The organism is Solidesulfovibrio aerotolerans (genome assembly GCF_009856865.1).
Lineage (GTDB): Bacteria > Desulfobacterota > Desulfovibrionia > Desulfovibrionales > Desulfovibrionaceae > Solidesulfovibrio > Solidesulfovibrio aerotolerans.
In genome coordinates, this window is sequence record NZ_WVUD01000001.1 from 267,850 (window position 1) to 288,056 (window position 20,207).

At 66.6% G+C, this 20,207-nt stretch carries 15 protein-coding genes; 3 read left to right on the plus strand and 12 right to left on the minus strand.

The window, feature by feature from the left end:
* Window positions 1-212 precede the first annotated feature (212 nt).
* Window positions 213-2,945 (plus strand): glycosyltransferase family 39 protein, encoded by a 2,733-nt coding sequence (locus GTA51_RS01240; RefSeq protein WP_343039426.1) that lies wholly within the window; start codon window positions 213-215, stop codon window positions 2,943-2,945.
* A 229-nt stretch (window positions 2,946-3,174) separates the two neighbouring features.
* On the opposite strand, the gene GTA51_RS01245 is transcribed toward GTA51_RS01240, so the two are convergent.
* A complete protein-coding gene (locus GTA51_RS01245) occupies window positions 3,175-5,322 on the minus strand; it encodes an ABC transporter substrate binding protein (RefSeq protein WP_160957989.1) in 2,148 nt (715 codons plus the stop codon).
* A 176-nt stretch (window positions 5,323-5,498) separates the two neighbouring features.
* Here GTA51_RS01245 and GTA51_RS01250 point away from each other — a divergent pair, with 176 nt between their 5' ends.
* Window positions 5,499-7,133, plus strand: a complete 1,635-nt coding sequence (locus GTA51_RS01250) for a PAS domain-containing hybrid sensor histidine kinase/response regulator (RefSeq protein WP_160957991.1) — start codon at window positions 5,499-5,501, stop codon at window positions 7,131-7,133.
* 208 nt (window positions 7,134-7,341) lie between these two features.
* Here GTA51_RS01250 and GTA51_RS20545 read toward each other — a convergent pair whose 3' ends face one another.
* The 10 genes from GTA51_RS20545 to GTA51_RS01295 all read right to left on the minus strand — a co-directional run bounded on the left by GTA51_RS20545 (window position 7,342) and on the right by GTA51_RS01295 (window position 18,389).
* Window positions 7,342-8,529: a glycosyltransferase family 4 protein gene (locus tag GTA51_RS20545; RefSeq protein ID WP_170300317.1), complete on the minus strand. Its 1,188-nt coding sequence runs from the start codon at window positions 8,527-8,529 to the stop codon at window positions 7,342-7,344.
* A complete protein-coding gene (locus GTA51_RS20550) occupies window positions 8,520-9,509 on the minus strand; it encodes a glycosyltransferase family 2 protein (RefSeq protein WP_170300318.1) in 990 nt (329 codons plus the stop codon). Before GTA51_RS20550 ends, GTA51_RS20545 begins: the two co-directional genes overlap by 10 nt.
* The gene (locus tag GTA51_RS01260) at window positions 9,497-9,967 is read right to left on the minus strand and encodes a type II toxin-antitoxin system HicB family antitoxin (RefSeq protein WP_211922376.1); all 471 of its coding nucleotides are present in this window, start codon (window positions 9,965-9,967) and stop codon (window positions 9,497-9,499) included. The genes GTA51_RS20550 and GTA51_RS01260 overlap by 13 nt, the downstream gene beginning before the upstream one ends.
* 15 nt (window positions 9,968-9,982) lie before the next feature.
* On the minus strand, window positions 9,983-10,183 hold the full coding sequence (locus tag GTA51_RS01265; protein ID WP_160957992.1) for a type II toxin-antitoxin system HicA family toxin: 201 nt from the start codon (window positions 10,181-10,183) through the stop codon (window positions 9,983-9,985).
* 52 nt (window positions 10,184-10,235) lie between these two features.
* Window positions 10,236-11,708: a B12-binding domain-containing radical SAM protein gene (locus tag GTA51_RS01270; protein ID WP_160957994.1), complete on the minus strand. Its 1,473-nt coding sequence runs from the start codon at window positions 11,706-11,708 to the stop codon at window positions 10,236-10,238.
* A gap of 187 nt (window positions 11,709-11,895) precedes the next feature.
* Window positions 11,896-12,843 (minus strand): LpxL/LpxP family acyltransferase, encoded by a 948-nt coding sequence (locus GTA51_RS01275; RefSeq protein WP_160957996.1) that lies wholly within the window; start codon window positions 12,841-12,843, stop codon window positions 11,896-11,898.
* Window position 12,844: 1 nt separating this feature from the next.
* Window positions 12,845-14,137, minus strand: coding sequence for a B12-binding domain-containing radical SAM protein (locus GTA51_RS01280; RefSeq protein ID WP_160957998.1), 1,293 nt, complete (start codon window positions 14,135-14,137; stop codon window positions 12,845-12,847).
* Window positions 14,134-15,645: a B12-binding domain-containing radical SAM protein gene (locus tag GTA51_RS01285; protein ID WP_160958000.1), complete on the minus strand. Its 1,512-nt coding sequence runs from the start codon at window positions 15,643-15,645 to the stop codon at window positions 14,134-14,136. The genes GTA51_RS01280 and GTA51_RS01285 overlap by 4 nt, the downstream gene beginning before the upstream one ends.
* A gap of 36 nt (window positions 15,646-15,681) precedes the next feature.
* Complete coding sequence (locus tag GTA51_RS01290) at window positions 15,682-16,902, minus strand: DUF362 domain-containing protein (protein WP_160958001.1); 1,221 nt, start codon at window positions 16,900-16,902, stop codon at window positions 15,682-15,684.
* The gene (locus tag GTA51_RS01295; protein ID WP_160958003.1) at window positions 16,866-18,389 is read right to left on the minus strand and encodes a class I adenylate-forming enzyme family protein; all 1,524 of its coding nucleotides are present in this window, start codon (window positions 18,387-18,389) and stop codon (window positions 16,866-16,868) included. The genes GTA51_RS01290 and GTA51_RS01295 overlap by 37 nt, the downstream gene beginning before the upstream one ends.
* Before the next feature lie 172 nt (window positions 18,390-18,561).
* Between GTA51_RS01295 and GTA51_RS01300 the strand changes: the two genes are divergently transcribed.
* Window positions 18,562-18,924 carry a hypothetical protein gene (locus GTA51_RS01300; protein ID WP_160958004.1) on the plus strand — a complete coding sequence of 121 codons (363 nt, stop codon included), beginning with the start codon at window positions 18,562-18,564 and terminating at the stop codon, window positions 18,922-18,924.
* Between the two features lie 246 nt (window positions 18,925-19,170).
* Here the strand turns inward: GTA51_RS01300 and GTA51_RS01305 are convergent, their stop codons facing one another.
* The gene (locus GTA51_RS01305; RefSeq protein ID WP_160958006.1) at window positions 19,171-20,160 is read right to left on the minus strand and encodes a lysophospholipid acyltransferase family protein; all 990 of its coding nucleotides are present in this window, start codon (window positions 20,158-20,160) and stop codon (window positions 19,171-19,173) included.
* Window positions 20,161-20,207: the final 47 nt, after the last annotated feature.

Sequence of the window (20,207 nt, forward strand, 5' to 3'; positions counted from 1 at the left end):
GGGGGGCCGGCCCCTTGCATAGAGCGAATGTTGTGGGTGCCCTGGGCTTTGGCCGCCGGAGCAACGGTGGTTCCAGTCAAGTGTAAGCTCTGGTTTTTTCCGGTCCTCGACTGACCGGATTGTCAACCAGCCCCAAGAAACCCCTTTATAAATTTCTTCCATTCGGGGGGTCCGGGGGGATCATCCCCCCGGCCGCCGGAGGCATTCTTAACGTGCAGAATCTCTTTAAAAAAATAAATCCTTGGCCCATTTTGCTCTTCCTGGTCGCCCTGGCCCTGCGCCTGTACGAACTGGGCGGGCCGTCCATGGCCTTTCATGATGAACTGACCACCCTGGCCCGCAGCCTGGAGCCGTCGTTTGCGGAGGTGCTGGCCGCAGCCATCAAGCAATTCCCACCGTTTATCGATTTCCAGCCGCCGCTGTATTATCTCGTGACCCATGGTGTTGTGGCCTTGGGCGGGCACGGCGATTTCTGGGTGCGGCTGCCGGCGGCATTGGCCGGTGCGGTCTGCGCGCCGCTATTATATTGGCTGGGACTGCGTCTGGGCGGGCCGGTTTGCGGCGTGTTTGCCGGCGCGGCCGTGGCTGTTAATTTGTACCACATTGATGTCAGCCAGCAGGTGCGCCTCTACGCCTTGTGGGGTGCATTGACTTTGGCCGGGCTGCTGGCGCTCATGCGGGCGCTTAACGGCGGGCGGCGTCGGGACTGGGCTGTTTTCGCCCTGGCCTTGGCGGCCGGATTCTATACGTCGTATCTGGCCCTGGGCCTGCTGGTTTTGGCGGCGCTGCTAACGGCCTGGGCGCTGGCCGTGCCGGGCCGGGACGCACCGGCACGACGGCGCACGCTCTTAGGCTTTCTCGGGGCGTCGGCTGCGGCCGTGGCCGCTTTTTGGCCGTGGCTGGAGGTCACCAGCGGGGTGCGGGGCTATCTGCTGGACGCGGCCGTGCCGCTTCGCCCGCCGCTTTATGAGGCACTAACCACTGTTTTCGCGGCCTTTTCCAGCCATTACGCCACCGTTATCGGTCGCCCGGAACTGCCCTGGCTTATGGCCGGTGCGGCGGTCGCGGGGCTGCTGCTCGGGCTGGCCCGTGCGGCGCAGCGGCGCAGTGCGATCCTTGTTGCCGTCCTGTTTGTGGTCTTTTTCGGTCTGGCCTGGGGCCGGGCGAGTGCGGCCCATCCTTTTCAGGTGCGCTATGGGCTGCCGTGTCTGTTTGCCACGCTGTTGGCGGCCGGGCTGGGGCTGGCAGCTCTCGCCGACTGGCTGCGCCGGCGGGGAGTGGGCGCGGCCGCGGGCCAGGGACTGGCGCTGGTGCTGGGGCTGGCCCTGGCCGCGCCGAGTCTGCCGGTTGCCCCGTTTTTTTACCGCCGCGACGACAGCCGTTTAAAGACCCTGGCCGCTGCCTTGCGCGCCGCCGCCGGTCCGGCCACGTCCCTGGCCTTGTGGCGCGAGTCCGATCCCTGGCTGCGGCCGTATTTTGAGACCTTTGCCCGGTGGTATCTGCCGGGTGTGTTTTTGACGGCCCTGCCGGATGCTAGCCCGGCCGGCCGGCAGGCCCGGGATATGCTGCTGCTGGTTCCGGCCACGCCGGGAACGCCGCCCCCCGCCGGGGCCAGACTGGTCACGGCCCTGGCCGGGACAGAAATCTGGCACAGCCCCGTGGCCAATGCCACGCCCCTGGTACCGTCGGATGGTTTTACGGCCCGGTTTGCCCCGGACGTGGCCTTTGCCGAACTGACCAGCAGCCGTAATGTCCGGGCCACCGGCTCCTCGCTGGTTCTGGCCGAGAGCGTGCGCGCCGGCGAGGCTGTGTATGTGTTCACGCCCCAGCCCGGCCAACGCGTAGCCCTGACCGGGCTGGAGTGGGATACCGAAACGGCCTCCTATCCCGGCCAGTCGCCGTCGGGCCGGGTCATTGCCCTGGTCGGTCCCGACGCCGAGCACCTGACGCCCTATGATTCCGACAGTCCGCCGCCGCCGGCCGAGTCGTTGATGCTGCGCCTGTATTTCCGGCCCGGCTACAGCCGTGGACCGCTGGCGCTCACCCGGCTCGATGCCCGTTTTGCCGTGTCCGGCGATCCCGGCCCGCCCGCTGCCGTGGCCGCCGAGCAGGCTCGTCGGCTGGCTGCCAATACCCAGATTGCGCCGTGTCCGGCCGGCACCATTTTTCCCGACCGCTATGTACTTGGGCCGGATGGCACAGTCTGTCCCGCCGTCGGCCGGCTGGCGTCGGACGCGTCCCTGACGCTGGCCAATGCCACGGCTGCCCCCCTGGCCGTCACCCGCCTGGACCTGACCGGCAATCCCGGCGGTGCGGCCGTGAGCCTGGGGGCCACACAGTTCCAGCTTCCCCTGGCCGGGCCGCAGCTTTTGACCGCCGCCCTGGTGCCGGGCGGCCCTGGCACGGTGCGGCTGGCCCCGCTGTATACCGACGCCGGCTTTAATCCCGACGCGGCGTTGCCCGGGGCCACGGCGGTCAAGCGGGCCGGCGAGCCGGTCCTCACCTGTCCCGATGCCAAACCCTGCGAAATCCTCTACGAACTGACCACCGGCTATCCGGCCAAACGCCTGGAGCTGACCTGGTTTCCGCGCCTTTTGGGCGATGCGGCCGGGCACAACAACGCCACGGCCGAAATTGCGGTGGGCGACGGGCCGTTTCAGAGTCTGGACAGCTTTTCCAGCCTGCAATCCGGGCGTTGGGACGGGCTTGGAGTGACGCGCCGGGCGGCCACAGCCCTTGGCGGGGCCACGGGCCGGATTCGGTTGCGCCTGCGGCTGGCCGGGGACGGGGCGCAATTGTGGTCGTCGCCGGAAACGCCCATGGCGCTCACCCTGGCCGTAGATACGGGCAGTCTGCCGCCTCTGGCCATTGCGCCCGGGACCACGCCCATGACCGCCGCCGCCCCCGGCCCGTGGGGCATCACCGTAGGCTTTGACACGCCGTGACGTGGCGTGTGGGAAGAGAAGACAGAAGAGGCCTCCGGCGGCCGGGGGCCTGAGGCCCCCGGACCCCCCACCGGGAAAAGTTTATCAAGGGGTTCTGGCGTTGGCTGGCAAACTGGTCGGCTGCCAGCCTGGACAAACAGCGTTTGTGATTGACGGGGAGCACGGTTGCTCCGGCGGCCAAAGGGAGTGACAGCCCTTTGGAATCCCACCTGTTAAAATACTGCTTCCATCAAGGGGGTCCGGGGGGGATTATCCCCCCCGGCCGCCGGAGGCACTCTTCGTTTTCTTTTTCGTTTTCTTTTTCGCCTTCGTCTTCTCTTCTCGCGCGTCTCCGGTCGCAGGGGCAGCCCTGGCAGCGTTCCCGGGAGAGGTGGGCCGAAAGCAGGCTGGCGGCTGTGGACAAAAGCGAGCGTTCCTGGCGCGTGAACCGGCGCGGCTGGCGGACCTCGCCCACGGCCAGAAACCCGCTCCAGGTTCCGTTGCGGGTCAGCGGTGCGGCCAGCACCGCCGTCAGATCAAAGGCCAGAAGGTTTTCGCGGATGGACTGCGGGAAATCCTCCACCGGGCCGGCGAGGATCTCTCCGGCGGCCAGACTGTCGGCCCACTGGTAACCGTCGAGGCTGTAGGGAATCCTGTCCATGCCGGGCTGGCCCCGGCGTGGTGTCAGTCCGGCGGCCTGGGCCTCGCCGGCCAGACGACAGCAGCGGCCGTGGGCGGCATCCTCGAAATTGTCGAACCAGGCCGCCCGGCCCAGAGAAAAGGCCGTCAACAGCCGCACCAGGGCCTGATCCACGGCGTTTGGCCCGTCGCCCAGAAGTGCGCGCCCGAAAAGGGACAATTCCTCTTCAGCCAGGGCCCGGGCGGCCAGGGCTTCTTCGGCCAGCCGGCGGGCGGTGATGTCCGAACCCACGGCCAGCCAGCCTTCGGGCCGGCCCGCCGGATCGGTCAGTGGCCGATTGTCCCAATGCAGGTAGACACGCCGGCCGTCTTTGGCCGTTATTTCGTTTTCCGACTGGTCACGCGACAGGGAGTCGGGCGCAGCCATGGCCCGGGCCAGCAGACTGGACAGGTCCGGCGGTGCGGCCGGCCAGAAGACCGCTTTGCCGGCCAGCATTTCGGCCCGGCTGTAGCCCAGGAGGCGCTCGGCGTATTCGTTGACAAAAACCAGTTTTCCCGCGGCATTAAAGCGCAGAATCAGGGAGTTGGCGTTTTCGACCAGTTCCCGGTACCGTCCTTCGCTTTGCGTCAGCCGGGTCGCCGTGCGCCGTCGCGCCGCGAGCAGCACAGCCAGGATGCAGGCGGCCGGCACGGACACGGCCAAAGCCGCCGCTGCGCCCCACACCAGCGGCTTGTTTCGTTCGTAGAGCGAGGCCGGGGCATTGAGAAACGTCGTGTTTTTGGGAACATGGTCCATGGGCAGCTTCAGGCGCTCCAGGACGGCATAATCCAGGACCGGCTCGGCCGGCACGCTGGCCACGGGGATGTCGCCGGGACGGCGACCGGCCAGGATGTCGCGGACGATGCCGGCGGCGGCCCGGCCTTGCTTTTCCCCCCACAAGACCTGGCCGCCTATCGCCCCGGAACCCAGGTCGAAATCCCACAGGGCAAATATCGGCGTTGTCGTCTGGCCGGCCAGACCGCTCACATCCGATCCTACGGCCACAGTCTGGCCCGCGGCATTGCGCAAGGGCGCCAGGCGCAGGACGACGGCGTCGGACGGGGCCACGGCCAGAGCGGCGATGGCGGATTCCAGGGAGGCGTCCAGGATTTCGACCGGCCGCACCCGCCGGCCCAAGGCGGTCGCAGCCCGGCGAAAGCGGTCCAGATTGGCCCGGCTGGTCACTGACGCGGCCGACCCGAAGGCCAGCACGGTGCGGGCCTTGGGCACAAGCTCCAGGGCCAACTCCAGCGTGCCCAGCACGTCAGGGTCTTCGCCCACTCCGGTGACATCGGCATAGCCGGCGGTGCGGGCCGGGGTGAAGTCGTTGACGCCGCAAAAGACAATGGGGCGGTCGGGGAAAAGCGTGTCGCGCCGGGTCAGCCAGAAATTCAGGGCGTCGTCGTCGGTGCTGGCCAGGACGGCAAGGGGCACGTTGTGGTATTTGGCCGCCAGATAGGCTGTAAAGGCGGTCTGGTCGCCGTCTCCGTGAACATTGCGCGCGTCGAGGTGCTCCACGTAGACCCGGGCTTCGCCCGGCCCCAGTTCGGCCAGAAAGCCGGCCAATTCCGCATCGGACCAGGGGTCGCCGTGGTGGTAGGACGACAGCAGCAGCACGCCCGGCGGCTGGGCGGCGGCCAGGGCCGCAGCGGCAAACAGGCACAAAAGAACCACAAGCGTCAGGACGCGGCGGGCAGGTGTTGCTGGCCATGTCTTCATGGCTGTTGCTGTAGCGCAAACACAACGCCTTGTCTTGGGTTGCGAGACAGGGTTGGGAGACAGGATTGGGACAGAGTCTTCACGCCCGACGCTTGCCTAACCCGCTTGAAACCGACTACAGGTATTTAAGAAGGCGTCGCTTGCAGCAGTCGAGGGGCACGCCAGACAGGACCAGCATGGACACAATAGCGAATCCGCCCGGCCCGCCTGGTCCAGGCGATGGCCAGGAGCCGCCGGATAGCGCCGCTCGGGCCGCTGAAATGGCGCGCCTGCGCCAGAGTGAAGCCCGGTTGCGGCTTCTCTTTGACCAGTCCGTGGTCGGCATTGTCATCGCCAACGGCCAGGGCATCGTCCGCGACGCCAATGCCGCCATCCTGGCCATGCTCGGGTACGACCGGGAATCCTTTCTTGGAACAGACATGCGCACGGTGATCCATCCCGACGATCAGCGCGCCTTGCCCCTCGACGTGGTCCACGCCGGCATCGCGGCCGGGAATCAGCCCGGTGTGGAACGGCGCTACCGCCGGGCCGACGGGACATATCTGCCCGTGTCCGTGTCCTTCGGGCTGTTCGATCCCGAGAGCCGGCTGCATCAGGTCATGGTGCAGGACATTTCCGCCCAAAAAGCCATCGAAGCCGAGCGTGCCCTGGCCCTGAGCCAGGCCGAGGCCGCGAGCCAGACCAAATCCGTTTTTCTGGCCCACATGAGCCACGAACTCCGCACGCCGTTAAACGGCGTCATGGGCATGTTGCAGTTGGCCCAGATGGCCAACGACTCGCCGGAAACGGCCGAGTATCTGAACGCGGCCATGGCCTCCGCCCAGGGGCTTTTGCGCATCCTGTCCGACATCCTGGAGGTGTCGGCCCTTCATGACGGGTTGGTCCGGCTGACGGACGAGGCGTTTGACCTCGACGAGGCCATCGACCCGGTTCTGGCGAGCCTGGATCGGGAAGCGCACGCCAAAGGCCTTGTCTTTTCCCATGGCATCGCGCCCGATGTGCCGCCCCGGCTGCGCGGCGACGTCGGCCGGCTGCGTCAGATCCTGTACAATCTGGCCGCCAACGCCATCAAATACACTTCGACCGGCCGGGTGCGGTTGACCGTTGCGACCGTGCCCCAGCCCGACCCCCGGCGCATCCGCCTGGTTTTTAGTTTGGCCGATACCGGCATCGGCATTCCTGAACACCGCCAGGCAACGGTCCTGGAAGCTTTTACCCAGGTCGGGCCGCTCCTGACCCGGCGTTTTGGCGGCGTAGGCCTTGGCCTGTCCATCGCCAAGGGGCTGACCGAACAGATGGGCGGCAGCCTGACCCTGACCAGTGTCGAGCAGGAGGGAACCACCGTGCAGGTCGAATTGCCGTTTGCCCTATCGGAACAACCGGCCGTGCGTTCCTTTGCCCCGGCCGCCAGCCTGACAGGGCTGCGGGTGCTGGTGGCCGAGGACGAGGCGATAAACCGGCTCACCATCCAGAAGATGCTGGAAAAGCTCGGTTGCCGGCCGCATCTGACCCAAAACGGCCGGGAAGCCCTGGACGCTTTGGCGCAAAACGCCTTTGACTGTGTGCTTATGGATATCCGCATGCCCGAGATGGACGGTCTGACGGCGGTGCAGGCGCTGCGCCAGGGGCAGGCCGGGGAGGCAGCGCGGCAAATGCCGGTGGTGGCCCTGACCGCCCATGCCCTGGCCGAGGACAAGCAGGCCGCCTTTGACGCCGGGGTCAATGCCTATCTGGTCAAACCCGTGGACATGGCCGAACTGGGCCGGCTGCTGGCCCGGCTGTTGGCCGACGGCCGGGAGCACGTCGCATAAGAGCGCCTGCGGCGGCCAGGGGTATGGGGAGAGAGAGCCTCCGGCGGCCAAAGGGCTGAGCCCTTTGGAATCCCACCTGGGGAACGTCGGGTGGTTGGAAGTCGGGGCGTTAACGAAGCACGGGAAGAAGAGTTTCTAATAAGACCAGTCACTCCAACAACCGAATCCATCCACCCACTCCACCGATACCCCCTTGAAAAATTTCCTATCAAGGGGGTCCGGGGGGGATTATCCCCCCCGGCCGCCGGAGGCCTCTTCTGCCTTCCCCCCTCTTGCGCCCGTCTACCGCCCGGCGGTAGGCGGTCAGGGCCAGGGTGACGGCGTTGTTCCAGTCAAAGCCCGCTGCCCGCAGAAGGCCCCGGGCGGCCATGTCCCGGGCGAGGGGCGGGTCGGTCAGCACCCGGCACAGCGCGTCGGCAAGGCCGGCGGTGTCGTGGGGATTAACGAGCAGCGCGGCCCCCCCCGCCACTTCGGCCACGGCCGGGGCGGTTGAGGCAACCACCGGCGTGCCGCAGGCCATGGCCTCAATCACCGGCAGGCCGAAGCCTTCGCCAAAGCTCGGATAGGCCAGCACTGCCGCGCCGGATAACAGCCCCGGCAGATCGGCCTGGGGCACGCCGCCGCAAAAGATGATTCCTTCCCCGCCGCCGCTTCCCCGTATCTGCGCGCCAAAGGCGGCAAACAGTCCGTCGTCGGGGCCGGCGATGACGAGCAACGGTGCCGCCGCGCCCAGTCGCGCCCGGAGCAGCCGATAGGCCGCAACCAGCCCTGGCAGATTTTTGCGCGGTTCGATACGCCCCAGCGACAGGATGTACGGGCTGTCGGGGATGCCCAGGCGCTCACGCAGACCGGCCAGGACGGGCGGGTCGGTGACCGGGGCAAAGGCGGCGTCCAGGCCGGAATGGACAAAGGCCACCCGCTCGGGGGCAACGCCGTAGCGGGCCATGATCTCGCTCCGGCAGTAGTCGGAAACGGTCAGCACCATGGCCGCCCGGCGGGCGCTGCGGGGATAGAGCAGCCGCATCAGGCTGGAGAGTCCCCGGGGAAAATACTGGGGCATGGTTTCGTGCAGGATGTCGTGGAGTGTAATGACGCAGGGGACCGTCGGGGTCAGCGGCGCCAGGTATTGGCAATGAAAGACATCCACTTCCCGGGCCAACCGCTGGGGAAAGGGGGCGATCAGCCGGCCGGTGCGGCCGGCGGGAATGGGGGCGAGCGTCACGTTGGGAGCACCGGCGGCCAGGGCCAGGGCAGCGGCGCGGCCGGGCTCGGTCACATAGAAGACAAACCGGATATCCGGTGCGGCAGCCGGCAAGCGGGCGGCCAGGGCGGCGATGTAGGTGCGCGAGCCCTGCATGATGCCGCCCAGGGTGTGCAGATCAAGACCTACCCGCATCGTTTGGCGACCAGGGTTTGCACCGTTGCGGCCAGGGCCAGCCCCAGCCCGGCGGCAAAGGCCAGGGAGCGGCCGAGAATGAAGAGCGGGGCCAGGACGGCCACGGGCCGGTCGCGGGGGGCGGCGAAGCGGACAAAAGGGATGGTGGTGGCGAAAAGGGCGGCCAGGGACAGGCCGGAAAGTGCTGCGCCGAGGCTGGTCAGCGGCAGGGCGGCCAGCCCCAGGCCGAAGCCGCCGGCCAGGACGGTCTGGACCCGGATGACCGGCGGGGTGTAGCCGTCGCACACCAGTTTCTGGGGATGGTCGCGGCAGGCCCGAAAGCGCCAGAAGGCCCGGCGCAGCTTGATGCGCAGATAGCGGGCGAGGGTTGCCGGGTGGCGGTGGTAGACGATGGCGGCCGGGGCGAAAACCAGCCGATGGCCGGCGGCGGCCAGGCGGTAGGACAGTTCGGTGTCCTCGTTGTCAGCCACGCAAAAGGACGTATCAAACCCGCCGGCCGCGTCGAACACGGTTTTGCGGTAGGCGGCGGCATAGGTGGCCACCAGATCGATGGTCGGGCGGCGGGCCACGAAGGCGTAGCGGTCGGCAAATTCGAGCTGGGCAAAGCGGGCGACAAGCGTGGTCTGGCGGGTGCGGTAGGCTCCCTGGACCCCGGCCACGGTGGGATCGGCCAGGGGGGCGAGGATGTTCTCCAAAAACTCTGGGGCCGGGGCACAGTCGGCGTCGGTGAAAACGACAACATCGCAGTCGGAGGCGGCCGCCCCGGCGTTTCGGGCCGCGGCCGGCCCGGCGTTGGCCTGCCGGATGACCGTCGCGCCCAGGCGCTCGGCCAGGGCGGCGGTGTCGTCGGTTGACCCGTCGTCCACCACAATAACGGCAAACCGGTCGCGACCGATGGTCTGGGTGGCCAGCGCCGTCAGGGTGTCGGCCAGGGTGCCGGCGGCGTTATAGGCCGGGATGACGACGGTTACGCGGGGCATGGGGGGGGAGGTGCCAGCCCGACGGCCGGGTCATTTTTAGGATGCAGATCAAAATCCAGGCGAAATCCCAGGACGTCGGCGGCGTCCATAAGCTGGGCCACAGTGGATTGGTGGTCGAGATCCAGCAGCCGGCGCACTTGCCTGGCGTCGCAGTGGAGCAGTTCGGCCAGTCTGAGTTGGGATATGCCCTGGTCGCGCATGGCCTGATAGAGGCCGAGCTTGACCGCGACCAGCGGTGACGGGGCCAGGGCGAGCTGTCCCGGCGCAGGGCTTGAGGGTGCGGGGATGTCACGGCGTTCGTCCATGTAGCCGGCCAGGGCCACGTGCAGGGCGTCTTGCCCCCATTTGAGGGCAATGGCGGCCGATGCGCCACAGGTGATGGCCTCGGGCAGGTCGGGAAAGGCGGCCATGACGTCGCCGTTATCCAGGGGCGTCAGCGTGACGGGATAGTCATACATGGCGGACCTCCGGGATCAGAACACGTCGTTTGGGTCCAGGCCGAGTTGCTTGCACAGCATCCGCAAAAAGGCCGGATCGAGGTCGGCACTGCCGTGGCAGGGGATGGTGGTCTTGCGCTGGCCGCAGATGGCCCAGACATGGCCGCCTTTGCCGCGTCCCTCGATGATTTCGACGCCGTTGCGTTTGAGGCGGCGGATGAACTCGCGCCCCTTCATATGTAAATATAGGACAAAAATGTCCTCTGGTCAACGGGCCGGTGGCGCATTTTCACACCCGCGACCCGCGCAGCAGATGTTTGATGAAGACGCGCCCCGCGCGCACGGTACGGGCCATTTCGCCGGGACTAATAAGGGCTGCCGCCAGCCGGCGCAGGAGGAATGTGGGGCGCAGATAAAAGCGTTTGCGGGCCAGATCGCACAATTGCACGATTTCGGTGGGCCGCAGAGAGGCATTTCGCACCACGCAGCCGTGCAGCCCCTCGGGGGTCAGCCAGTCGCGCCAGCGCCCGGCGGCGATAAAGCCGCGCTCTTTATAGTCGGCATACGCTTCGGTGCCGGGATAGACCATCACCGGATAAAACTGGGCCGTGTCGGGATTAAGCTTGAGCGCAAAGTCGATGGTGGCCAGGATCGATTCCCGGGTATCGTCCGGGAAGCCGAAAATAAAGCAGCCGTGGACCTTGATGCCGGCTTTGGCCGCATCGGCCCGAAACCGGCCCATGCGCTCGGCACCCAGGCCTTTCTTCATGTTGGCCAGGGCAGCCGGATCGGCAGACTCAAACCCCACGCAGACTTGCCGGCAGCCGGCCCGGCGCATATTGGCCAGGGCGTCGGCGTCGAGATCGGCCCGGGCATTGGCCGACCATTCAAAGACCAGCCCCCGGCGCACGATAGCGGCGCAAAATTCCCGCAATCGGGCCTTGTCGGCTGTGAGTGTGTCATCCTCGAAAAAGATGGTGCGCAGGCCCGGGAAGTTGTCCAGGCACCAGGCCACTTCATCGAGGACGAGGTCTACGGAGCGGCAGCGCGCCGCCCGGCCGGTGAGGGTTTGCGGGTGCAGGCAAAACGAACAGCGGTAGGGACAGCCGCGCGAGGTGGCCAGGGTCACCATGGGCGGCTTGGCGTTGGGGTTGAAATAGTGGCGGATGTCCAGATGGCGCTTATAGACCGGAGCCACCGGCGGCAGGGCGTCGAGGTTTTCGATATACGGCCGGTCGGCGTTGTGGGTGACCGTGCCGGCCGCGTCCACAAAGGACAGGCCGGCAACCGTGGCCAGCCGCTCTGGCGTGGCCGGTCCCGACTCCAGCAGCCGGGCCAGTTCAAGGACGGTCGCCTCGTATTCGCGCCGGGCCACGGCAGTAACGGCTCCCGGTTTGGCGGTCAGGACCTCTTCGGCCCGGGCCGTGGCATGGGGACCGACCAGCACGGTAAAAAGGCCCGGCACGGCCCGGGTCAGGGCCAGGGCGGCCTGTATGTCCGCGTCGATGCTGGGGGTGGAGGTGTCAAGGACGGCCAGGAAAGGCTTTTCGGCCACGGCGCGTTGCACAACGGCGGCCAGATCGAGGCCGGCGGCCGGGGCATCCAGGAAGGTCACGTCGTAGTTGTCGGCCTCCAAAACGGCGGTCAACTGGGCCAGAAACAGCGGGAAATAGAGTGTTCCGCTCTTGGTCACGGCCGGAGAACGCTGGGGCCGGGAGAATTTGGGCAAAAAGGGCGCGTTGAGAACGAATATAGCGGCCATGGGCTTCCTTTGGGCAGGGTAGAGGGGCGAAAGGCCCAGGAAGCCGTGGCTTCCAGGTCGGCCAGCCGACGTTTCAGGGTGCCCGGACGCGTTAGCAGAGCGGTTGGCACAAAGCCAGCCCGACCCTGCGTCCGGCAACGCTTCTTGGGGTCTGGGAAACGGATTGTGGCCGAGACGAGGCCCGGATTCAAGGAAAAACATGGGCCTCCAGGCCGTGCCACCAGCCCGGCGCGGCCACGACCCGGGCGGCGTAGGCGGCCGCCCAGGCTTCGGTCATGGCCAGGGCGGCGGCATCGCGCCCGCGCTCGGCTGCTGCGCCGGCACCAACGGAGGACGGGGGCGGGCTGATCGGTCCCTCGATCACGAGGCGGTAGGGCGAAACGGTGCCGGCCTCCAGAAAGACCGGCAGCAGGACAGCCCCTGTGGCCAGGGCCAGCCGGGCCGGTCCCAGGGGCACCGACAACGGGCCGCCCGGGAAATCAACCACGGCGTGGCGGCCAAAGGGTGGCTGCCCCGGCCCGTCGTCGGCAGTGGTCATGACGATGCCGCCGGCCCGCAGATGGGCCAAAGCTTGCCGCGTGCCGGGGCCGGGCGGCACGATGCGGGCCGGGATACGCCCTTCGTAGCGCGCCCGCAGGCGGAAGGCGACATGTTTGCCTATAAAGGAAAGTCCGGCGTCGGACAAATGGCCGATCTGGAGCATGGGAAAGCCCAGCGCTCCCAGGGCAGCCAGGGGAAGCTGGGTGGGGCCGAAGTGCCCCAGGGGCAGGACCACGCCGCGCCCGTGGCCCCGGGCGGCTTCCAGGCGGCTGAGACCGGTTATTTCAATGAGTTGATTTATGTTTTCACATGTCAGTCTGGGTAAATTGAAGACGAGCAGCTGGTTGACGTAGTGGGTGGCAAAGGCGTCGGCCACGGCTTGGGCCTGGGCCGGCGGGGTCAGCCCAGGTGCCACCCGGCGAACGGCCTGGGCGATGCGCCCGGTCCGGCCCCGGGAAAGGCGTTGGTGCAGCCGGCCCATGGCGCGATAGAGGGCCAGGGCCGCGCCAAAGGGCAGGCGTTCGGCCACCAGACGCAGGGGATACCAGACGAGCAGGCGCAGCAGATCGCGCCCGGGATTCTCCCCGACGCGCACGTTATTTCCCCGCCGCCCGCAGGAGCAGGTCAAGGCATTTGTCGATGTAGGCGGTCTTTGTCTGGCTGTACAGGATCGGCTCCAGGAGATCGGTGTCCGGGGTGATCAGGCCTTGTTCCAGGGCGATTTCGGCCAGGGCGGTGTGCGGTTCGACCCGGATGGCGTTAAGCTCGAAATGCGCTCTTTTTCCCATTTCGCGCCGGGCTTTGAAAATGAACCGCAGCATAGACAGGGCCGCTGCCAGCGTCTGGCCGGGCGGGTTTTTAAAAAAATTGTAGCTGACGTCAAAGCAGCCCATATCACGGACCAGGGCGTAGGCGGCCTTGATTTCGGCCACGCTTGAGGCTTTGCCCAGGCGCTTTAAGGCTGTGTCGCCAAAGGCGTCCGGGGAGAAAATGACCGTGTCGCAGCCGGCCCGGCGGGCCAGTTGCAAAAACTCGCGGGTCAGTCCCCGTTCGGCAAACCAGGCCGACCAGGGCAGGGTGGCCTCGGCCGCGATCATGGCTTTCATGACGGCCGTGGCGTGATCCGACGGGAAATTAAAGACCGAATCGAGAAAGGTGAACCGCTTGGCGCCGTGGACGTCGCGCAAGGCGATGATCTCGGCCGCCACCTGCTCCGGGGCCTTGGCGCGATACCGCCGGCCGTTTAAAAACCCGTACGGGCAATAGACGCAGGAAAGGGCGCAGCCGCGTTTGGTCTCGACGCCAATGCCCCACGGCACGGCCAGATAGGGGGCCAGGGGCAGGAGGGCGAAATCCGGGGACGGCAGCGCCGACAAATCAATCTTTCCCGCTTCGCCGGTATAAAACGCCGCCCCGGTGGCGTCCCGGCCATAGAGCGACGGCACGGCCGCCGGCGACACCCCCCGGGCCAGGGCGTCGGCCAGCCCGGCAAAAACGATTTCCCCTTCCAGGGCAACGCCAAAGTCGATGGCCGGATAGGCAGCCATGATGGCCGGGGCGAACATGGAAAAGCCGGCTCCGCCCACAGCCACGGGGCCGGCCGTCTCCCGGCGCACGGCCTCCAGGGTGGCGGCAAAGGGCGGCAGATAGGAGACGTTGACCCGGGTGTTGGTGGAATCAATGTTTCGCAGGGAAATGCCGGTCAGTTCTGGCGAAAAATCGCGCAGAAAGCGCGCCAGCCCGGCCATGGGATCAGCCCCGGCCACGTTGGGATCAAAGGCCCGGACCTCGTGCCCCGGCAGGCTGGCGGCCAGGGAGGCCAAACCAATGGGAAAGACCGGCTCTCCGGCTCCCTGGCCGAGCCAGGATTGGACCAGCGCGATTCTCATGCCCGGCCCGACACCCGGCGCAGCAGCCGTTTGGCCGGTCCCATGAGGGCAAAAAGCCCCTGCCACAGCGGGTTAAATAGCGGCCGGACCAGCACCCCGGCCACGGCGTCGCTGGCGAGTAGAGCCAGCAGCCGGGACGGCATGCGCCCGCCCTTGGCCAGAAGGATCAGCAGATTGATATAATCAGGCCGGCGCATGGTGTAGGACTTGGTATACACTTGGCGGCGCTCATCGGTCAGGAAGCCGTCGGCAGCGGCCATGGCATGGAGCTTGGTGCCGGGATACAGGACCAGGGAAAACGGCTGGAGCCGAAACGGTTTGGGAATCTGGGCAATAAAGCGCACCGATTCCAGCCGGTCGGCCGTGGTTTCATACGGCGTGTCCAGGATGAAATCGTAACTGGGGGGAAACATGCGGTCCTTGGAGGCGTTTATGATGCGCATGGCGGCCAGCATGACCTCGTTGCCCATGGCCTGACGATTAAAAAGCTTCTGGATGCGCGGCGAGCCGGTCTGTACGCCCATTTGCAGGTAAAACAGGCCGGCGTCGAGCAGGGCGTCCATTTTCTCCCGGCTGATGGTGGCCGGCGAGCCGAGACAGCTAAACGGCAACCCGATGCGCGTCTTCCACTGCCGGCAAAACTCCACAATATCGGCCAGGGGCCTGGCGAAAAAGGCGTCGTCGGAGATCCAGACATAGCCGATGTCGGGCAGGATGCGCCGCACCGTCTCGATTTCGGCCAGCACATGGTCCGTGCCACGCCAGCGCAGATAGCCCTTGGCCCCGTAGAGCGCCTTTATGGCGTCGTTGACGCAGTAGGCGCAGCGGTGGGGGCAGCCCCGGCCGGTCATGGTCTGGTAGCCGATCTTGCCGAGCAGCAGCGACACCGTGCCCCGGGCCAGGATAGCTTCTGTGGCGGCCGGGGTCAGCGGCACGACACCGGCCAGCGGGTTTTGGCTGTCCCAAATATGGTGGTCCTCATGGGACCAGTCCGGGGCCGGCAGGGCGTCGAGATTTTGGGTCAGCGGCCGCACCGCGTTGCGGGCCATGGTCCCGTCTGTGCGCCGCGCCTGGATGTTGGCAATGGTGGTCAGGTCGCCGTCGGCCTCGATGGCCCGCACCACGTCCAGGATGGCTTCCTCGCCATCGCCCACGCAGACCAGATCGGCCAGCTCCAGGCACTCCTCGGGCCGGATGGTGGGATGCACCCCGCCCCACAGCACCGGCACGCCCGTTTTCGCCTTGACCGCCCGGGTGATCTGCACCGCATTGTCCACGTAGTTGGTCATAAGCGACACGCCGACGAGGTCGCAATCGGCGCACAAGGCCGCTGTCTGCTCCATGACGGCGGCAGGATAGCGCTCGGGACAATCGGTCAGAGCGTCGCCGAGTGGATCGGGCAGAAAAATCAAGCGCACGGCCACGCCGTTGGCCTTTAAAAAGGCGGCAATGGCGCGCACGCCGTAGGCGGTAATGTCGGGATAGGGCGAAATGAGGGCTACGCGCATGGCCGGTATGTCCTTTTGGTGGGGCAACGTGTTGGCCTACAGGCCGTAGCGCGTTTTGTACGCCTTGTAAAAGTCCAGAATGTGCGGCGGACAGCCGGGCACATGTTGGGCGATGGAGCCGGGCTTTTTGGTATTAAAGACCAACGGTGCGCTACACGCCCCAAAGCACCAAAGTTCGCCGCGCACATTACGGATGTTGGCCATTTCCGGCATGGGTACGCCGACGTAAAGCGACACCGGGTCACGCCCGTCCAAAAGCCCCTCGCTGCCAAGCTTGTCAAGCGCATGGCGCAAGGCCGACAGACACCCCTGGCAGGCCCCGCCTTCCACCACCCGCACGGCCGGATACGCCCCCATGGAGCTTAAGATCGGGCGCACGAACTGCCGCCGGCAGCGGGCCGGATCGTCGCCCACCACGTCGATGGCGGCCGGATCCGTTTCGCCCAGCCCCTCCTGGCCGGCCAGCCGCAGCATGGCCACCTCCTGCGGGGCAATGCCCATCAGATCGGTGCAGACCGTGTCCACGGCGCACACGTCGGTCCCGGCCACGATGACGTTCATGTCCGGCAGGCTCGACCCGGACAGCGGGGCCTGGCCCTGCACCGCCCACAACCCGTCCACCACGGTCAGATGGGGCCGTACCACCCGCAGGATATCGATAATCTTGATATTGATATCGTTGCGGTGCCAGGGCATGCGGTTGTCATCCAAAATAAGGCCGTACTGGTTTTTGATGCCAAGGGTCACCAGCGTATGCACATGGGTCTTTAATTTGGGGATGTTGATATAGACGTCGGACTCCAGCAGCACGCGCGGCAGGGGCACCGGGTCGAAGAGCAAGGCCGTTGGATTGGGAACCAGCACCGGGTCGGCGGCGTCAAAGTAGACCAGCTCCCCCCCCTCGGCGGCCAGCCGGGAGGTAAAGCGGTCCAGGCCGCGCAGGGCTTCGCCCAAGGGCAGGCCGTAGCCCGGATTGTCGCCCACGCGCACCACCGTCGCCCCAGCCTGGCGCACCAGCCGCACCATGGCCAGGATCACCCGCTCGTCAGTGACCACCGAGCGGGGATTGTGCGGATTGGGGCGCACCAGATTGGGCTTTAAAAGCACCGTTTTGCCACGCACAAGCGTCGCCAGATCGCAGCAACCGGCCACGGCCCGGGAAACCAAGGCAACGACAGCGGCAAGGCCCGCGTCGGTATAGGCGTCCGGGGCCTCGCCGATCAGGGCGTGGGCGAGTCCGACACAAGGGCGCGCCATGCGATTTTTCCTCCAGGGGTTCGGGGCAGCGCGTCGCGGATTTCAATGACGCGCGGCATTTTAAGCCGATGCAGACGGGTTTGCAGGAACCGGCGCAGCCCGGCCGTGGTCAGCACCGCCCCATTGCGCGGGGCAACGACCGCCTTGGCCGCTTCGCCGCGCAGATCGTCGGCAAACGGAATAACCACCGCCTCGGCCACGTCCGGGTGCTGGCGCAAGGCTTCTTCGATTTCCACCGGAAAGACCTTCATGCCCCCGACTTTAAGGAGCATGGATTGGCGGCCGGCAAAATAAAACCGGCCCGACCCGTCGCGATAGATTTCGTCGCCGGTGCGAAACCGGCCGCCGTGCAGGCGGTATTGCGCCTGGGAGGCTTCGCCAAAATACCCCGGGCACACGCCGGGGCCGGAAACGACCAGTTCGCCGGGTTCACCGTCGGCACACGGCTGCCCGTCCTCGCGCAAGACCTGGACGTCATAGCCGGCTGCCGGTCGCCCCAGGCAGCACGGGGTATAGGGATCGCCAGGACGGTTGGCCAGGGCCACGCCCGTGGTTTCGGTGCTGCCCCAGACCGGCAGGATGGCCGTCCCGTAACGCCGCAGCAAGCCTGTTGCCAGGGCCGAGGGCACATGCATGCCCCCGGATTCCGCCACCCGCACCGTGGCCAGCGGATTGGCCGAGCCGGCCGGCAGACGCAACAGCGTTTCATAGATGGCGGCCACAGCCATAAGCGCCGTGACCTTGTGTTCGATGCAGGCCGCTGCCACAGCCCGGGCCGAAACCCGGTCGCACAGCACCATGGTTCCGCCCAGATACAGCGGGCGCAGCAGGATCTCGTGGGGATGCACGAAAATCGGCATCATGCACAAATGCACGTCATCCGGGACAAGGCCAAACGCGTCCACAGCCGCCCGGGTGTTGGCCAGCAGATTGCCAAGGGTCGTCACCGCCCCCTTGGGCGCGCCGGTGGTGCCGGAGGTGAAATTTAAATAGACCGCGTCGTCCCGGCCGACCGTGGGCAGCCGGGCCGGCAGGGGGCCGGTGCACAGATCGTTTATATGGGGCAGCCCCGGCGGGGCCGGTCCGTCGCACACGAGCAGGGCAAAGGGTGGTGCGGCCGGATACAGCGTGTTGATGACGGGCAGGAATTCGGCGGCCACAACCATGACGACCGGGGCCAGCCGGGCCAGGATGTCGCGGGTCACAGCCGCCGGCTGGTTGGGATCGACCGGAAAAAAAACACCGCCGGCTGCGGCCGTGGCCAGAAAGGCCGTCACTGCCGCCGGTGTCTTGCGCGAAAAAACAGCCAGCCGCGCTCCAGGGACCAGTCCCAGCTCGAAAAGGCCGCCAGCCAGCCGCAACACCGCTTCGGCCAAAGCCGCATGGGTCACAACGGCTTCGCCGGCCGCGATGGCCACGCCGTCTCCACGTTCTGCGGCGTTGCGGCGCAGCATGTCCGCCAAAGTCATACAGGCAGCGTCAGCCATCGGACCTCCTGGGGAGTATGGGACGGCATACAGCGGGAAAAAGGATTTTGGCAAGGCATTCTGGTCACTTCATGGAGATTGCCCACCGGCTCGATCCGGTATAAAGCCAAAACGTCCGGGCGTTGTGCGCCCGCCCGGGCCTGTTTACAAGATTTGGCCGCACGGAGACGGCATGGACAAACGATCCTTCAACCTCGCCCGCCTGGGCCTTGTTGCCCTGACCCTGCTGTGCGCCCTGCTGCTCACCGGCCCGGCCCGGGCTGCCGCGCCCAGCAACAACGACGATGACGCCAAACCGATCAAGGCCGGCGTCGCCGTGACCGGCATCATCGAAAACGATTATGCCGACGGTTTGCTGCTGACCACCGACCAGGGGGTCAGCTATATGGTGCTCACGCCGGAAGAAGTCACCCTGGAACAGGAAGAAGCCTTCCACAAAAAGTTCAAGGGCCAGTCCGTGACGCTCACCGGCAACGTCTACCGCGACGAAGACGGCTCGCTCAGCCTGTTTGTCAACCAACTCCCCACCCAGTAAAGAGTTCAGATTTATTGAAAAAAGAGTGCCTCCGGCGGCCAAAGGGCTGAGCCCTTTGGAATCCCACCTGGGGTGTCGGGTGGTTGGGGGATGGGACAGGTGCGGTGTATTCCAAGAAGTTTTTTCATAAAACCAGTCACCCCAACAACCGAATCTCGCCATCTGCACCACCGGTAACCCATTGAAATACCTCTCCCCTCAAGGGGGTCCGGGGGGGATTATCCCCCCCGGCCGCCGGAGGCACTCTTATGCCTCTTCTCTCTCTTCTGCCGCTTCACTAAAAAAAGCGTCATGGCCGGCGGCGGCCATGTGCAGGCGAAAGGCCAGGAAATAGAGGTAGGGGCTGGGATTGGCGATGATGGCTGCCGACAGCCGGGCGGCGGCGGCGGCGGTATTGCGTGTGGCCGCGTCGTCGGCCGAAAGCCCGTCCTCGCCGGGTCGGACCAGGGGCAGGGCCGGTTCGAGGCGCAGTGTCAGCCGCCCGTTTTGGGCCCGTTCCATAAAGCACGGCACCACGGCGCAGCCGGTTTTGCCGGCCAGCAGCATGGGGCCGAGGGAAAAATAGGCATGCCGGCCCAGAAACGGCACGAGCGCCCGCTTTTCGCCGCCACCGCCGTCCAGGGCCACGCCCAGGACGTGGCCGGCGCGCAGACAGGAAAACGCTCCCTTTAAGCTGCCGAACACATCGATATGTTTGACCGGCAGGGTTTGTTCGTGGGCCCAGCGCAGTTCCCGGGTGCGGCGCACGGCTGCGGGGCGCGCTTCGGGCAGCTTTTCGTTTAAGACCGTGGCCGGGGCCGAGAGCTGGCACATGGTGTAGCCGGCGTGGCCAATCGCCGCCATAATCATCTGATTGGCCCCGTAGTGGCCAAAGACCAGCATGGCTCCGCGCCCGGCGGCCAAGGCGGCGTCCAGATGCTCCTGGCCGCTTACGCCGGCCATGGCGGCGGTGCGTGCCGGGGTCAGGGTCGGAAAGAGCAGCACTTCCAGGTCGTTCTGGCAAAATTCCACCAGCGCCTGCTGGGCCAGGGCCAGGCGCGTTGCCGGGTCGTCCGGCACGCCGGGCACAACGCGGGCCGCTGCCGCCATACCGTCACGCCGGGCGTTTCGCACGCGGCCAAGGGCATGCCCCAGCCCCCGGGCCAGGGCGCGGCCTGCCGCCGGCGGCAGGGCCTGCACGACTCTTTTAAACGGATGCCAATAGACCCAGACCAGGGCGTCGCGCAGTGCTTGCATGGGGAGAGATGCCTCCGGCGGCCGGGGGGATGATCCCCCCGGACCCC

Coding starts and splice junctions, on each gene's coding strand:
- GTA51_RS01260 (WP_211922376.1), bottom strand. CDS start 9,967: ATGTATGACTATCCCGTCACGCTGACGCCCCTGGATAACGGCGACGTC.
- GTA51_RS01285 (WP_160958000.1), bottom strand. CDS start 15,645: ATGCGCGTAGCCCTCATTTCGCCCTATCCCGACATTACCGCCTACGGC.
- GTA51_RS01280 (WP_160957998.1), bottom strand. CDS start 14,137: ATGAGAATCGCGCTGGTCCAATCCTGGCTCGGCCAGGGAGCCGGAGAG.
- GTA51_RS01295 (WP_160958003.1), bottom strand. CDS start 18,389: ATGGCTGACGCTGCCTGTATGACTTTGGCGGACATGCTGCGCCGCAAC.
- GTA51_RS01305 (WP_160958006.1), bottom strand. CDS start 20,160: ATGCAAGCACTGCGCGACGCCCTGGTCTGGGTCTATTGGCATCCGTTT.
- GTA51_RS01250 (WP_160957991.1), top strand. CDS start 5,499: ATGGACACAATAGCGAATCCGCCCGGCCCGCCTGGTCCAGGCGATGGC.
- GTA51_RS01245 (WP_160957989.1), bottom strand. CDS start 5,322: ATGAAGACATGGCCAGCAACACCTGCCCGCCGCGTCCTGACGCTTGTG.
- GTA51_RS01300 (WP_160958004.1), top strand. CDS start 18,562: ATGGACAAACGATCCTTCAACCTCGCCCGCCTGGGCCTTGTTGCCCTG.
- GTA51_RS20550 (WP_170300318.1), bottom strand. CDS start 9,509: ATGCCCCGCGTAACCGTCGTCATCCCGGCCTATAACGCCGCCGGCACC.
- GTA51_RS01270 (WP_160957994.1), bottom strand. CDS start 11,708: ATGGCCGCTATATTCGTTCTCAACGCGCCCTTTTTGCCCAAATTCTCC.
- GTA51_RS20545 (WP_170300317.1), bottom strand. CDS start 8,529: ATGCGGGTAGGTCTTGATCTGCACACCCTGGGCGGCATCATGCAGGGC.
- GTA51_RS01265 (WP_160957992.1), bottom strand. CDS start 10,183: ATGAAGGGGCGCGAGTTCATCCGCCGCCTCAAACGCAACGGCGTCGAA.
- GTA51_RS01290 (WP_160958001.1), bottom strand. CDS start 16,902: ATGGCGCGCCCTTGTGTCGGACTCGCCCACGCCCTGATCGGCGAGGCC.